General features: G+C 61.7%; 13 protein-coding genes. 6 read left to right on the forward strand and 7 right to left on the reverse strand.

From position 1 onward, the window contains the following. Positions 1 to 112: 112 nt before the first annotated feature. The 6 genes from HBO19_RS22530 to HBO19_RS22555 all read right to left on the reverse strand — a co-directional run bounded on the left by HBO19_RS22530 (position 113) and on the right by HBO19_RS22555 (position 5318). Complete coding sequence (locus HBO19_RS22530; RefSeq protein ID WP_170058336.1) at positions 113 to 2554, reverse strand: penicillin acylase family protein; 2442 nt, start codon at positions 2552 to 2554, stop codon at positions 113 to 115. 217 nt (positions 2555 to 2771) lie between these two features. Beyond that, positions 2772 to 3416 carry a glutathione S-transferase N-terminal domain-containing protein gene (locus HBO19_RS22535; RefSeq protein WP_170058337.1) on the reverse strand — a complete coding sequence of 215 codons (645 nt, stop codon included), beginning with the start codon at positions 3414 to 3416 and terminating at the stop codon, positions 2772 to 2774. Between the two features lie 155 nt (positions 3417 to 3571). Continuing rightward, positions 3572 to 3772, reverse strand: a complete 201-nt coding sequence (locus HBO19_RS22540) for an SEC-C metal-binding domain-containing protein (protein ID WP_003189235.1) — start codon at positions 3770 to 3772, stop codon at positions 3572 to 3574. Next, the gene (locus HBO19_RS22545; protein ID WP_169955478.1) at positions 3769 to 4260 is read right to left on the reverse strand and encodes an LEA type 2 family protein; all 492 of its coding nucleotides are present in this window, start codon (positions 4258 to 4260) and stop codon (positions 3769 to 3771) included. Before HBO19_RS22545 ends, HBO19_RS22540 begins: the two co-directional genes overlap by 4 nt. Positions 4261 to 4347: 87 nt before the next feature. Next, a complete protein-coding gene (locus tag HBO19_RS22550; protein ID WP_170058338.1) occupies positions 4348 to 4818 on the reverse strand; it encodes a YchJ family protein in 471 nt (156 codons plus the stop codon). Positions 4819 to 4820: 2 nt separating this feature from the next. Next, complete coding sequence (locus HBO19_RS22555; RefSeq protein WP_170058339.1) at positions 4821 to 5318, reverse strand: DUF6231 family protein; 498 nt, start codon at positions 5316 to 5318, stop codon at positions 4821 to 4823. A 190-nt stretch (positions 5319 to 5508) separates the two neighbouring features. Between HBO19_RS22555 and HBO19_RS22560 the strand changes: the two genes are divergently transcribed. From HBO19_RS22560 to HBO19_RS22570, 3 genes are all read left to right on the forward strand, one after another. Continuing rightward, entirely contained in the window at positions 5509 to 6204 is a 696-nt protein-coding gene (locus HBO19_RS22560) for an OmpA family protein (protein WP_170058340.1), read from the forward strand. 179 nt (positions 6205 to 6383) lie between these two features. Beyond that, positions 6384 to 6674 carry a DUF1145 domain-containing protein gene (locus HBO19_RS22565; RefSeq protein ID WP_170058341.1) on the forward strand — a complete coding sequence of 97 codons (291 nt, stop codon included), beginning with the start codon at positions 6384 to 6386 and terminating at the stop codon, positions 6672 to 6674. Continuing rightward, positions 6667 to 7425, forward strand: coding sequence for a collagen-like protein (locus HBO19_RS22570; RefSeq protein ID WP_170058342.1), 759 nt, complete (start codon positions 6667 to 6669; stop codon positions 7423 to 7425). The genes HBO19_RS22565 and HBO19_RS22570 overlap by 8 nt, the downstream gene beginning before the upstream one ends. A 110-nt stretch (positions 7426 to 7535) precedes the next feature. Here the strand turns inward: HBO19_RS22570 and HBO19_RS22575 are convergent, their stop codons facing one another. After that, positions 7536 to 8000, reverse strand: a complete 465-nt coding sequence (locus HBO19_RS22575; RefSeq protein ID WP_170042912.1) for a CopD family protein — start codon at positions 7998 to 8000, stop codon at positions 7536 to 7538. A 99-nt stretch (positions 8001 to 8099) separates the two neighbouring features. Here HBO19_RS22575 and dinG point away from each other — a divergent pair, with 99 nt between their 5' ends. The 3 genes from dinG to HBO19_RS22590 all read left to right on the forward strand — a co-directional run bounded on the left by dinG (position 8100) and on the right by HBO19_RS22590 (position 13757). After that, positions 8100 to 10244 (forward strand): ATP-dependent DNA helicase DinG, encoded by a 2145-nt coding sequence (gene dinG, locus HBO19_RS22580; protein WP_032858113.1) that lies wholly within the window; start codon positions 8100 to 8102, stop codon positions 10242 to 10244. A gap of 88 nt (positions 10245 to 10332) precedes the next feature. Then, positions 10333 to 12558, forward strand: coding sequence for a beta-galactosidase (locus tag HBO19_RS22585; RefSeq protein WP_170058343.1), 2226 nt, complete (start codon positions 10333 to 10335; stop codon positions 12556 to 12558). 53 nt (positions 12559 to 12611) lie between these two features. After that, complete coding sequence (locus HBO19_RS22590; RefSeq protein WP_170058344.1) at positions 12612 to 13757, forward strand: serine hydrolase domain-containing protein; 1146 nt, start codon at positions 12612 to 12614, stop codon at positions 13755 to 13757. Positions 13758 to 13841 lie beyond the last annotated feature (84 nt).

Raw genomic sequence — 13841 nt, forward strand, 5'->3', positions numbered from 1 at the left:
ACGAAGGGCGACGCGAGGCGCGCCCGATATCGGGCGCTACAGATCTTGCGCACCATTGCAGTGCGGGCCGCTCACGAACTGTAGGCGCTGGCAAGCCAGCGCCTACATGGGGTTATTTCCCTGGGACCAGGGTCAATCGGGTCTTGCCATACACCTTGTCAAAGTTCTGCGGCTGCATCGGGAAGCTCAGGTACTGCGCCTTGAGCCACGGATCAATGCCGTTGGCATAGTACGGGCTGGCAGGGTTGCCGGATTGGCCGATCCCGCCCTGGCCCATCATGGGTTCCACCTGGCCAAAATCCACGATCATGCGCAGGGCCTGGACCTGGGTGGTGGCGAAATCCTGCCCCCAGTTGTAGGGCGCAGCGTTCAACGTAGTGTGATCGCCACCTGCTGCCAATGGGCCGCGAATCGTCTGGCCGCTGGTGTTTTTCCAGGTGTAGCTGTGCAGTTTGCCCCACTGCCAAGCCTTGTGATCGGCGCCCAACTGACTGTCGCCGGCGCTGATCGCGGCGGCCAGGCTGCGGGCGAGAATCGCCGGTTTGTCTTCTTTGCCGGGGGTGCGCAGGTCATCCCAGAACGGGCTGTCTTCACGCCCCAGCAGATGGTCGGCCTGGGCCGCGTAGGACAGGTTGGCGTTGCTGACAAAGGCTTTCCAGGTGGCGCTGGATTCCGGGCCCAGTTCGTCGAGGAAAATCTGCCTGGCGCTTTCCTGCAGGAACAGTTGGTAGATCGCCGCGTCGGCCGAGGTGGCCGCCAGGCGCCCGTCGAACGCCATCAGACGGCCCAAAGCCTCCTGGGCCTTGGAACGTTCGGCGGCCGGCAGGGCATCGATCGCCTGTTTCAGAGGCTGGGCCATGCCCGGTGCCTGGAACATGCTTTTAAGTTTGGCGGCGAACAGCGTGGTCTGGTCGTACTGCATGGCAATCACGCTACGGCTGTCGTGCTTGCCGTTGCCGGCCAGCTGCGCCAGGCGCTCGCTGCGCTCCGGCGCGGCCCAGGAGTTGGACAGTTGCATGCCATAGCCATGGGGCACGCTGCGCTGGTTGGCCGTGCCGACCCAACCCTGTGGCGGGTCCTGGTCATAGGGGTGCAGCATCGCATCGGCATAGCCGTCCCAGTCAAAGCGCCCGTCCCAACCTGGGGATGGCAACAGGCCTTCACCTTCGCGACGGTTGGGGAAGCGCCCGGTGACCTGCCAGCCGATATTGCTGGCGTCGGCAAACACCATGTTCAGCGGGATCGCACGAATCTCCCGGCTGGCGTCCGAGGCTTTTTCCACGTTCTGCGCCCGGGACAGGTCGAAAAACGCATCCAGGCTCTTGTCGTCCTTGAAGTCGGCGGTTTGCAGGGCCAGGCCGTAGCCGCTGGTCAGCGACTGGGCGCTGTTGAGCAGCGGGCCGTGGCGGGTTTCGTACACCGCCTCGCGAATTGGCCGCTGGCCCTTGGCGAAGAAGGTTTCGTTACGCACGATGGCCGGTAGCCATTTGCCGTTGTGCTCGTAGTACAGCGCGCTGCCCTGGCGCTTGACCTTCTCCAGGAACAGGTCCTGGGTATCGCCGGACACCTGGCTCATGCTCCAGGCCACTTTGCCGTTGAAACCTGACAGCAGCGTAGGAATCCCGGCAATCGACACCCCGACAGCCTGGTATTTCGGCGCGCGGATTTGTACGAAATTCCACAGGGAGGGTGCCTGCATCGGCGTCGACAGATCGTTCGCCAGCAGGCTGCGGCCACTGCGGCTGCGTTGCGGGGCGATGGCCCAGTTGCTGGAGGTGGAAACCCCAAGGGTGTTGAGGCTGGCCAGGTGCTCGTTGAGGCTGGTGAGCGCGGCAACGCCGGGAATCTGCCCTAGATTGATGCCCTTGAGCTTGTCGGACTCTGCCGTAGGCAGCGGTTCGTCCGGGTAGCTTGGGGTCAGCCAGGCGAGTTTGTCGGCGCCGACTTTTTGCGCCAGTACCAGGGCGGACAACTCTTCCTGCAAGTTGGCCGACTCGCTGAAATTGAGCAGGCAGAACAGCAGCGCCGAATCTTCCGGTTTCCAGTATTCGGGCTTGTAGCCGGTCTGGGCCAGGTCCGTCGGCAGTTTGTCGCGGTAGCGGAACAGGTAGGCGTTGACCCCGCGGGCATACACTTCAAAGAAGCGCTTGAGACGCGGCGAGGAGGCGTTGTACAGCTCGCTGGCGCTTTTCTTCAGGTTGACGGCGCGCATGAAGCGGTCGACATCCAGCACGTCCGGCCCGGACATCTCTGCCAGGCGGCCCTGGGCCAGCAGCCGTAGGGTGACCATCTGGTTGATCCGGTCGCTAGCGTGCACGTAACCGAGAGCGAACAGCGCGTCGTGGAAGGTATTGCTTTCAATCAGCGGCATGCCCTGGCTGTTGCGCCGCACGGAAACATTCTGCGCCAGGCCCTTGAGCGGCTGCACGCCGGAAACGGGGGGCAGGGTGTCCTGGCTGTTCAGTGACTGGCAACCGGCCAGGCCCAAGGCACTGGCCACTGCCGCGGCAACGCCGAACCGGGGAAGAAAACGTGAGAGGGCTGGCGAGGCCATGGCAAAGCTCCTGCGGGGGGTAGCGTCAGTAAAGGCGCTACGTTAGTGAGCGCGGCGAACCGACGCAAGCGGGAGGCGATGCTAATTTTTTCAAACACTCACAAAGCCTTGTAGGAACCGGCTTGCCGGCGAAAAACTGCCAGGCGCCACGCTTATCCAGGCACCCGGCGTTTTCGTTGACGATCTTCGCCGGCTAGCCAGTTCCTACAGGGCATGATCAGGATTTCGGCGGGTTGACCTTCTGCACCAGGTCGTAGGCCCGCACCGTCGCCGGACGTTCCTTGATCAGGTTGAACCAGCGGTGCAGATGGGGGAAGTCTTCCAGGCGTTGGCTCTGCCATTTGTGGGACACGATCCACGGGTAGATCGCCATATCGGCAATGCTGTAGGCCTCGCCAGCGACGAAACTGCGGTCGGCCAGGCGCCGGTCCAGCACGCCATAGAGGCGTGCGGTCTCATCCACGTAGCGTTTGATGGCGTAAGGGATCTTTTCCGGGGCGAACTGGCTGAAATGGTGGTTCTGCCCCGCCATCGGGCCCAGGCCGCCCATTTGCCAGAACAGCCATTGCAACGCTTCCTGGCGACCGCGCAGGTCCTTGGGCAGGAACTGGCCGGTTTTTTCCGCGAGGTACAGCAAGATGGCGCCGGATTCAAACAGGGAAATCGGTGCGCCCCCGTCGCTCGGTTGCCGGTCGACAATGGCGGGAATACGGTTGTTGGGAGCTATCTTCAGGAAATCTGGCTTGAACTGGTCGCCCTGGCCGATGTTGATCGGGTGCACCTCGTAGGGCAGGCCGGCTTCTTCCAGGAACAACGAAATCTTGTGGCCGTTGGGGGTGGTCCAGTCATACAGGTCGATCATGAAGCTCTCCAGGATTGGTGATGCTTGAACGGACAGGGCGCCCGCTGATATGCCTGTAGGTATAGGTAGTGTCCACCTGCCGAAAATTCAATGAAATATTTGCGTCTATCGATAGAACTGTAGGAGCCGGCTTGCCGGCTCCTGCGGGACGCGTATCAGGCGCCGTGGCACTTCTTGAACTTCTTCTCGCTGCCGCATGGGCACGGATCGTTGCGGCCAACGTCCTTCAGGGCGTTGCGCACCGGTTCCTGGTGGGCATGGCCGCAGTTCGGGCCGTGGACATGGCCATGGTCGTGATCGTGGTGATCGTGATCGTGGTTGCAGTCGGGACCATGGACATGGGGTTGCTGAGTCATTGGTGTCGCTCCGGAATAAAATCGCCGGGGATTATCTCGTCATTGCGCATCACGTGCACGTCGTTACCGATGAATAATCCGGTTTTCAGCTCACCTTCCAGGCGATAGGGGATGGGGCGGTCCGGGTTTTTCAACAGGTCGGCGATTTCCCGCACCTGCGGCCACAGGTTGGTGCGCACCGTGACCTTGAAAAATCCCCGGCCATTGGGCGGTATGGTCAGCCACTCGTTGGATTCGCCCTCGGTCAGTTCCACGTCAGCCAGGCTGATTTTGTAGATCAGGCCGCGCACGGTGAGGTCCGAGTCGTCACGGTTATCCACGCGAAAGTGCAGCTTGAACTTCTGCTCCAGCAGCTTGGCGCGCACCAACTCGACCTTGACCAGGTGGATTTGTGGCGCCGGTGTGTCATCGGCGAACCAGGACGCGCAGCCCGAGAGGCCAACGGTCAGTATCAGTAAACAGCTATAGGTTCGTAATCGGCTGACCATGACGCAATCCCTTGTAGGAGCCGGCTTGCCGGCGATGGTCGTCAACGATGACGAGAGTTGTGTGGTTTAGCGCGGTGTCCGTGGTTTTTACAGGTAACTGGAACAGCACTTCTTGAACTTCTGCCCACTGCCGCACAGGCAGGCATCATTACGCCCGGCCTTCACCTCCACCGTAGGATCAATAAAGTACCAACGCCCATCGTTCTGTACGAAAGACGACTGTTCCCGGTGGCTGTGTTCGCCGGTGCTGTCATGCCAGCGCGCGGTAAAGGTAACGAAGGCATGTTCCGGCTGCCCTCCAAACACCTCGGAACTTTCCACGTCCAGGCCCAGCCAGGTGCTTTGCGCGCTCCAGGCCCCAATGGCATCACGGTCGAGGCCGTTCTGTTGTGCCGGTAGCGTAGTCGCCACCAGATAATCCACCAGCCCCAGCACATAGGCGCTGTAGCGCGAGCGCATCAACGCGGTGGCGCAGGGCGCGGGGTGGCCAGTGTGGTAATGGCCGCAGCAGGCATCCAGCAAGTTGCCGCTGCCGCAAGGGCAAATGGATGTACTCATGGTTACCACCAATACTTTCCGAAGTTTTCCGGGTTGGCCCAGAACTGGGCGTTCAGCCAGTCCGGCACTTGTTTGTATTCAAGCAGATCGTAGGTAAACAGCGTCAGTACCTGATTGTCGCGGCAAAAATGCTCGCTGGTCTGCAAGGCCAGGGAGAAAAAATCAGTGTCTTTCCAGCTGCAGGCCGCCAGGTCGGCGAGGACGGCGATGCGGCTGGCGTTGAGGTTGCGCACGCCGCCCAGCAGCTCCAACCCTGCACGTTTTGACAGGTGCTCCAGGCAGTCGACCACCAGGGCCAGGTCAAATCGCTGGGCTGCCAACTCGGGTGGCAATGGTCCAGGCCCTGCGGTGCAGACCACGGTGTCTGGGTGGGCCTGCTTGAATGCATCCAGCGCAGGGAAGTGGCCGGCGCCCAATACCAGCAGGCGTTTGGGGGCTTGGCGATCAAGCAGGGCAGCGAGTGCTTGCTGCGGCGTACGGGAAGAATTGCCGGCGGTCATCGAAGATCCTCACATCAGAACCGTGAAGACTAGCCTGCTTGAGCGTGCGGGCCTAGAGCGCACGCTGGCCTGTTGCTCGCCAAAAGCCACTTCGGCCAATGAATACGGGGGTTGGCGGCCTGGCGCAGATGAAAATCGCGGTCTTTACTCCACCCATCGGCTTGCGGCCGATCCCCTCAGGAGAAATCAAATGAGCATCATGCGGACAGCTCTACCTTTGGTTCTGCTAACCGGAGTATTGACAGGTTGCGCAGGCTTGCAAAAAACCGACTGGCCCACCTGTGCTGCCCTCGGCGGCGTGACGGGTGCTGCACTGGGCGCTACTGAAAGCTCTTCATGGGCCGGCGGTGGCGCGTTATTGATCGGCGGCATGGCCGGCGCCTATTGCTGGGTGCATGGCGACGCTGACGAAGACGGCGACGGCGTGCCGGACAGCCGCGATCAGTGCCCGGGCACCCCCAAGGGCATACAGGTCGATGCCAATGGCTGCCCGCCAGTACCTGAGGCGGTCGTCGTCGAAGAAGTGGTGGTGGTCAAGGAAGAGACCATCGTGATTCGTGATGTGCACTTCGAGTTCGATTCGGCTCGGCTGACGGCCGCTGACAAAACCAAGCTCGACACGGTTGCCACACGCCTGAAACAGGAAGCGCCAAGCGCCCAACTGCGGGTTAGCGGGCATACCGACAGCGTCGGCAAAGATGCCTACAACCAAAGGCTCTCGGAAAAACGCGCGCATTCGGTCACTGATTACCTGGTCGGCGCCGGTGTGCCCCGTAGCAACTTTGTGTCGGTGACGGGCGCCGGTGAAACCCATCCAGTGGCCGACAACAAAACCGCCGACGGTCGTACCCTGAATCGCCGCGTGGAAATTCAAATCAACCGCTAAGACATTTCTGATATGCCCCTGGGTGTTGCCAGGGGCATTTCTTACGGCTGTGTCCGATGAATCTCGGCGATCTGGCCACCAAGTCGCCGCCTTCTCAAGTTTTTTAATCCTTCACTGGCAAATCGCCTGTAGAACTCGTTACTGTGCGCCCAAAGAATAATGTGCAGGGGGCGTAGGGCATGAAGCTGTTGTTGCGAGTGGGGAAATTGCTGGCGTTGCTGTTCTGGGCGGTTGTGCTGGTCAATCTGTTCAAACCGCTGACCAATCCATTTCATCTGTTGGTCAACCTGGTCGGCAGCCTGTTGTTGCTGGTCCATCTTCTGGAGTTGGTGTTGTTCAACGCCAGCGTCAAACATCGTGCCCACCCCTGGCGTGACCGCCTGCTGATCCTGTTGCTGGGGATGTTCCATATAAAGAGCCTGCCTGCGCCTGCGGCTGACCAAGACAACAAGGATGCCAATCATGCGTAAGGTTTTACTCCTGGCCCTATTGGTCAGCCCCATCGCCCTGGCCGAAAGCGTCAGTGTCGAGACCAACTCGTTGCTGCGCTTGCCCAACAGCACCAGCGTGCTGCAGCTGGAGCGCCTGGAAGTGGCCGACTATGGCACTTTGCTGATTCCGGCCAATATCACCCAGGTCACTGTCGACGAATTGCACCTGGGCCGCGAAGCGCGGATCGCCATCGTGCCCAGCGCCAGGGCCTTGCAATTGCAGGTGCAGCATGCGCAGTTGGAACATGGCAGCCAGATCACCTCTCGTGGCGCGCCCGGCACCCATGAAAAACCGGCCCGGCCTGGGCGTGACCTGACCTTGCGGATCAACCAATTGAGCGCGGCGGAACTGTCCGTCGATGCCCGTGGTGGCACCGGAGCCCAAGGTTATAGCGGCTTGGATGGCGCCAACGGTGAAGACCCGGGGTGCACCTGGGGCTCGGCCGGGCGTGGCGCCAATGGTGACAACGGCGGTGACGGCCTGCCGGGGGCCGCAGGCGCGGCGGTGCGTATTGAATTGCCGCTGGACTATCCGAGCGAGCAGATCAAGGTCTGGGTCGATGGCGGTGCAGGCGGCTTGCCAGGTGTGGCCGGCAAGCCGGGCAAGGGCGGGGTGTCCAAGGGCTGCCTGGTGTATCGCGCCGACGGCGGCGAGAAAGGCCGGCCGGGGTTGGAAGGCCAGGCTGGGCCGGCGGGGCCTGCCGGTTCAGTGAGCATCCAGCGGCTTTGAGCGATTGGCACCGGCCCTATCGCGGGCAAGCCCACTCCCACCTTTTTAAGGTATTCACAAATCAAAGTGTGGGAGCGGGCTTGCCCGCGATGAGGCACTGAGGAACACCCTCAGAACATCGGCCGGGCCGAAGCCACACCCACCACTACCAACCCAACAATCAGATTGATCCCTACCAACTTTCGGATTCTTCCCAGCGCCTGCGCGCCAGTCGCCCAGTCCTCGGCCGCCACGGCCGTGCGCAGTTCAGGCAGTTGTAACGCCTGGATGCGGATAAACAGCGCCGTCATCACCACATACAGGCCCATCATCACCTGTACATAACGCGGTGCGGTTTCAAACCCGTTGAAGCGCAACTGCAACAATCCAACGCCACTGATCGGCAAGATCAGCACCGCGACCCAAACCCACACGAAAAAACGCGGAAACACATTCATCCACAGTTTAAGTCGCGCCGGCCCCTCAAGCGCCGCCACAGCGGCTGGGCGCAGGATCATCCAGGCGAAAAACATACCACCGACCCAGACCAGGGCGGCCAATACATGCAGGGTGTAGGCAAGGCTAAACACGGTCATTGAGGTACTCCGTTCTGCGCGGGATTAATTAGCGGGGTATGATAGCGGCCGATCCGAACCACTGAAAATTTATCCAGCGTTTTTTGCGCCCGACTATCCATGATCAGCACTGAACTCAAAACCACGATCCAGGGCGCCTACTCGCGTTTTCTCGAAGCCAAGAGCTTGAAACCGCGCTACGGCCAGCGCCTGATGATCGCCGAAGTGGCCAAGGTCCTCGGGGATATCGACACCGACGATGAAGGCCGGCGCAGTGGCGACCCTGCGGTCGTGGCCGTCGAGGCCGGCACCGGTACTGGCAAGACCGTGGCCTACAGCCTGGCGGCGATTCCGACTGCCAAGGCCGCTGGCAAGCGCCTGGTGATTGCCACCGCCACCGTGGCCCTGCAAGAGCAGATCGTCTACAAAGACCTGCCGGACCTGATGCGCAACAGCGGCCTGAGCTTCACCTTTGCCCTGGCCAAGGGGCGTGGCCGCTATATGTGCCTGTCCAAGCTGGATGTGCTGTTGCAGGAAGGCCACGCGCAAACCGCCACGGCCTCGCTGTTCGAAGAAGAAGGCTTCAAGATCGAAGTCGATGAGGCCAGCCAGAAGCTGTTTACCAGCATGATCGAAAAGCTGGCCGGTAATAAGTGGGATGGTGACCGCGACAGCTGGCCCAATGCCCTGGAAGACGCCGACTGGGCGCGCCTGACCACCGATCACAGCCAGTGCACCAACCGTCATTGCCCCAACTTCGGCCAGTGCGCCTTCTACAAGGCCCGGGAAGGCATGGGCAAGGTCGACGTGATCGTCACCAACCACGACATGGTCCTCGCCGACCTGGCCCTGGGCGGCGGCGCTGTGCTGCCGGACCCGCGCGACACCCTGTATGTGTTCGACGAAGGCCACCACTTGCCGGACAAGGCCATCGGCCACTTTGCCCACTACACGCGCCTGCGTTCCACTGCCGACTGGCTGGAAACCACCGCCAAGAACCTCACCAAGCTGCTGGCCCAGCATCCGTTGCCGGGTGACCTGGGCAAGCTGATCGAACAGGTGCCGGAGTTGGCGCGGGAGATCAAGACCCAGCAACAGTTCATGTTCAGCGCCTGCGAGCAGGTGGCGGACTTCAAGCCTGGCGAAGACGTCGAAGGCCGTGAACGGCCGCGCCATCGTTTTGTCGGCGGGCTGATCCCCGAGCATATGCGCGAGATGGGCGTGGAGCTGAAGAAGGGCTTCTCACGCCTCACCGATCTGTTCACGCGCCTGACCGACCTGCTCAAGGAAGGCATGGATGGCGAGGTCAATATCGGCATCGCCAGCAACCAGGCCGAAGAGTGGTATCCGTTGTTTGGCAGCCTGCTGTCCCGCGCCCAGGGCAACTGGGAGTTATGGACCGCCTTCACCGTTGAAGACCCGGAAGATAACCCGCCCATGGCCCGCTGGCTGACGCTGTCGGAGAGCGGCGCGCTGTTCGATATCGAGGTCAACGCCAGCCCGATCCTTGCCGCAGAAATGCTCCGACGCAACCTGTGGAACGTGGCCTACGGCGCCCTGGTGACTTCGGCCACCCTGACCGCCCTGGGCACCTTCGACCGGTTCCGCATGCGCGCCGGCCTGCCGAAAAAAGCCGTCACCGCCGTGGTCCCCAGCCCGTTCCACCATGCCGACGCCGGCGTGCTGCGGGTGCCGGACCTCAAGGCCGACCCACGGGACGCGCCGGCCCACACCGCAGCAATCATTCGTGACCTGCCATCGCTGGTGGAAGGTTCCAAGGGCACCCTGGTGCTGTTTTCGTCACGCAAGCAGATGCAGGACGTGTTCGACGGCCTCGACCGCGACTGGCGCAAGCAGGTGTTTATCCAGGGCAACCTGTCGAAACAGGAAACCCTGAACAAGCACAAGGCACGGGTCGATGGCGGGGACTCCAGCGTGTTGTTCGGCCTGGCGAGCTTTGCCGAAGGTGTCGACTTGCCCGGCGCCTATTGCGAACACGTGGTGATCGCGAAGATCCCGTTCTCGGTGCCGGACGATCCGGTCGAGGCGGCGCTGGCCGAATGGATCGAAGCCCGGGGCGGCAATCCGTTCATGGAGATCTCGGTGCCGGACGCCTCGTTGAAGCTGGTCCAGGCTTGTGGCCGCTTGCTGCGTACCGAAGAAGACCGGGGCACCATCACCTTGCTCGACCGCCGTCTGGTCACCCAGCGCTATGGCAAGGCTATCCTGAATGCCTTGCCGCCTTTCCGGCGCGAAATTTCTTAAGCCATTGTGGGCGAATTCGCCCACTTCGTGGTCTATCTCATGTATGTCATCAGGCCATTCACCGGCCGATTGGGAGAACCTTGTTCGTATGATCCGCACGCTGCCTGCTCTTTTTGCCTTGTTGTTCGCCGCGCCATTGCTGGCCGCGCCGGCCGGGCAACAGACGCTGTTCAACTTTGTCCGGCCGGCCGATGTGGTCAAGGTGGCGACCCAGGACGCCAGCTTGCCGCAATACAACGCCGAACAGACCCCGGAAGGCGAGGTGCTGCGCCGCATCACCTTTAACCCGGCGGCACAGCCGAGCCTGGTGCTCAGCCCGCAGAGCGGGGTGTGGGACTGGTCGCAATCGACTGCCATGAGCCTGCGCATCCAGAGTGCGATGGACTGGGCGCTGACCTTGTACGTCAAGGTGCAGAGCGGCGACGGCAAGACCCTGGTCAGTCGTATCGATTTGCCGGCGGGGCCTGCGCAAACCCTGTTGGTGCCGCTGCAAGCCAATTCGCCCTTGAGCCAGGGCATGAAGGCCGGGCCGCCGATGCCGATCATCGTGGACGGGCAGCGTGTGATGCTGGCCGCTAGCGCTGGGGAAATCGATCGCAGCCAGGTGGTCTCGGTCACTCTATCGATGATCCAGCCGGTCGCCCCGCAAAGCATCCTGCTGGAGCGCTTTGGCGTGCAGGACAGCGAACCGGTGCTCAAGGCCGCCTACAGTGAACTGGTGGATGCCTATGGGCAGTCCACCCGCGCGCGCTGGCCGGAAAAAGTCAGCAGCGACGAGCAACTCAAGGCTGCGGCCGCCAAGGAGCAGCAACTGCTCAAGGGCTGGCTCGCGGAGCGTGACAAGGCCGATTTGGACAAGTTTGGCGGCTGGACCAAGGGCCCGGCCTTTGACGCCAGCGGTTTCTTTCGCACCGAAAAGCGCGACGGGCGCTGGTACCTGGTGACTCCGCTGGGGCATCCGTTCTACTCCCTGGGCGTCAACACCGTGAGCCCGGCCAACAGCCAGACCTATGTCGCCGGGCGCGAGTGGATGTTTGGCGCGCTGCCCAAGGCGGGTGAGCCTTTCGACAAATATTATGGCAGTGGCGATAACCGTGGCGGCAATGGCGCGGATGTCGGGCGCGGCTTCAATGTGGGGCGCTGGTACGATTTCTACGGGGCCAATCTGCAACGCACTTATGGCTCCGAAGGTTTCGACCAGGCGCGCTGGGTCGGCCACACCCTGGACCGCCTGCAGGCCTGGGGTTTCAATACCGTCGGCAACTGGAGCGCCCCGCAGCTGGTTGGCGCAGATCGCGTGCCTTACACCTTGGCGCTGTCGATCATTGGCGACTACACCAGTATCAGCACCGGGATCGACTGGTGGGGAGGCATGCCCGATCCCTTCGACCCGCGCTTTGCCATGGCCACCGAGCGGGCCGTGGCGATTGCCACCCGTGACCATCGCGACGATCCCTGGTTGATCGGCTTCTTTGCCGATAACGAACTGGCGTGGGCCGGTCCTGGCAATGATGCAAAATCCCGTTATGCCCTGGCCTACGGCACCCTGCGCATGACTACCGATGTGCCGGCCAAACGTGCGTTCCTCAAGCAACTGCGCGATAAATATCGCAACGAAGACGGCCTGTCCAAAGCCTGGGGCATTCACCTGGCTGGCTGGGAGTTGATGGAAGATCCAGGCTTCGAGCCGCCGGTTCCCAACCCCGAGCATCCGGAAATCGAGGCTGATTTCCAGTATTTCCAGAAGACTTTCGCCGACGCCTACTTCAAGACCATCTCCGATGCGCTGAAATGGCACGCGCCCAACCAGTTGCTGCTGGGTGGCCGCTATGCGGTCAGCACGCCGGAAGCCGTGGCGTCCTGCGCCCAGTATTGCGATGTGCTGAGCTTCAACATGTACACCCTCAAGCCCCAGGACGGTCATGACTTCGCCGCCCTGCGCGCGCTGGACAAGCCGGTACTGATCAGCGAGTTCAACGTCGGCTCGGTCGACCGTGGCCCGTTCTGGGGCGGCTTGACGCCATTGGCCAGGGAAGAGGCGCGCGGCCCGGCCTATGCGACCTTCCTCAAGCAGGCCATGGCCGAGCCGTCGATTGTCGGTGTGCACTGGTTCCAGTACCTCGACCAGCCGGTGACCGGGCGTTTGCTGGACGGTGAAAATGGCCATTTCGGCCTGGTGGGGATCACCGATGTGCCGTTCCAGGGCTTCGTCGACAGTGTGCGTAAAAGCAATCTGGCGGCGATCCAGCAATTGGGTCGGGAAGCCGAAAAAGCCAAGGTCGCCCACGCGGCAACGGGTTCCCAAACCCCGTAATGACTGGAACAATGGGCGCCATTTAACGCAAGTCTTTTCCGAGGGGGATGCAGGTGCAGATTCAGGGTCATTACGAGCTTCAATTCGAAGCAGTGCGTGAAGCCTTCGGCGCACTGTTTGACGACCCTCAGGAGCGTGGTGCGGCGCTGTGTGTGCAGATTGGCGGCGAAACCGTCCTCGACCTGTGGGCCGGCACCGCCGACAAGGACGGTGCCGAGGCCTGGCATAGCGACACTATTGCCAACCTGTTCTCCTGCACCAAGACCCTCACCGCCGTCACCGCCCTGCAACTGGTTGCCGAAGGCAAATTGCAGTTGGACGCCCCGGTTGCCAACTACTGGCCAGAGTTCGCCGCGGCAGGCAAGGAAAACATCACCCTGCGCCAGCTGCTGTGCCACAAGGCCGGGCTGCCAGCGCTGCGTGAAATATTGCCCGCCGAGGCCCTGTATGACTGGCCCTTGATGACCGCTGCCCTGGCCGCCGAGGCTCCCTGGTGGACACCCGGCGAGGGCCATGGCTACGCCGCCATCACCTATGGCTGGCTGGTCGGTGAACTGCTGCGCCGCGCCGATGGGCGTGGGCCGGGGGAGTCGATTGTGGCCCGGGTTGCCCGCCCGTTGGGTCTGGACTTCCATGTCGGGTTGGCCGACGCAGAGTTCTATCGCGTCGCCCACATTGCCCGGAGCAAAGGCAACATGGGGGATGAGGCAGCCCAGAGGCTATTACAGGTCACCCTGCGCGAACCTGCGGCAATGACTACCCGGGCGTTTACCAATCCGCCCTCTATACTAACCAGCACTAATAAACCCGAGTGGCGTCGTATGCAGCAGCCGGCGGCAAATGGGCATGGCAATGCGCGCAGTTTGGCCGGGTTTTATAGTGGTTTGTTGGATGGAAGTTTGTTGGAAGCCGAGATGCTTGAACAACTGACCCGCGAGCACAGTATCGGGCCGGATAAAACCTTATTGACGCAAACCCGTTTTGGCCTGGGCTGCATGTTGGACCAGCCAGATGTGCCCAATGCGACCTTCGGCCTTGGCCCACGTGCATTTGGGCATCCCGGGGCCGGTGGCTCTGTGGGCTTTGCCGATCCGGAACATGATGTAGCATTTGGTTTCGTGACCAATACTCTGGGGCCGTATGTACTTATGGACCCGCGCGCGCAAAAGTTGGTAAGAATATTGGCCGGTTGTCTGTAAATAGCTTGCTGTCTGGCGTTTTTTTGTTAAAAAGGCACCTACAAAAGGCGCTTGAAAAGTATTGTTACTTTAAACTTCGTGAAG

The sequence above is a fragment of the Pseudomonas sp. WS 5021 genome (assembly GCF_012985535.1).
Lineage (GTDB): Bacteria > Pseudomonadota > Gammaproteobacteria > Pseudomonadales > Pseudomonadaceae > Aquipseudomonas.

Excerpts from the sequence above, each read along its gene's own strand:
- HBO19_RS22540 (WP_003189235.1), bottom strand. The coding sequence starts at position 3,772 with ATGACTCAGCAACCCCATGTCCATGGTCCCGACTGCAACCACGATCAC.
- HBO19_RS22575 (WP_170042912.1), bottom strand. The coding sequence starts at position 8,000 with ATGACCGTGTTTAGCCTTGCCTACACCCTGCATGTATTGGCCGCCCTG.
- HBO19_RS22550 (WP_170058338.1), bottom strand. The coding sequence starts at position 4,818 with ATGAGTACATCCATTTGCCCTTGCGGCAGCGGCAACTTGCTGGATGCC.
- HBO19_RS22555 (WP_170058339.1), bottom strand. The coding sequence starts at position 5,318 with ATGACCGCCGGCAATTCTTCCCGTACGCCGCAGCAAGCACTCGCTGCC.
- HBO19_RS22570 (WP_170058342.1), top strand. The coding sequence starts at position 6,667 with ATGCGTAAGGTTTTACTCCTGGCCCTATTGGTCAGCCCCATCGCCCTG.
- HBO19_RS22560 (WP_170058340.1), top strand. The coding sequence starts at position 5,509 with ATGAGCATCATGCGGACAGCTCTACCTTTGGTTCTGCTAACCGGAGTA.
- dinG (WP_032858113.1), top strand. The coding sequence starts at position 8,100 with ATGATCAGCACTGAACTCAAAACCACGATCCAGGGCGCCTACTCGCGT.
- HBO19_RS22585 (WP_170058343.1), top strand. The coding sequence starts at position 10,333 with ATGATCCGCACGCTGCCTGCTCTTTTTGCCTTGTTGTTCGCCGCGCCA.
- HBO19_RS22565 (WP_170058341.1), top strand. The coding sequence starts at position 6,384 with ATGAAGCTGTTGTTGCGAGTGGGGAAATTGCTGGCGTTGCTGTTCTGG.
- HBO19_RS22530 (WP_170058336.1), bottom strand. The coding sequence starts at position 2,554 with ATGGCCTCGCCAGCCCTCTCACGTTTTCTTCCCCGGTTCGGCGTTGCC.
- HBO19_RS22545 (WP_169955478.1), bottom strand. The coding sequence starts at position 4,260 with ATGGTCAGCCGATTACGAACCTATAGCTGTTTACTGATACTGACCGTT.
- HBO19_RS22535 (WP_170058337.1), bottom strand. The coding sequence starts at position 3,416 with ATGATCGACCTGTATGACTGGACCACCCCCAACGGCCACAAGATTTCG.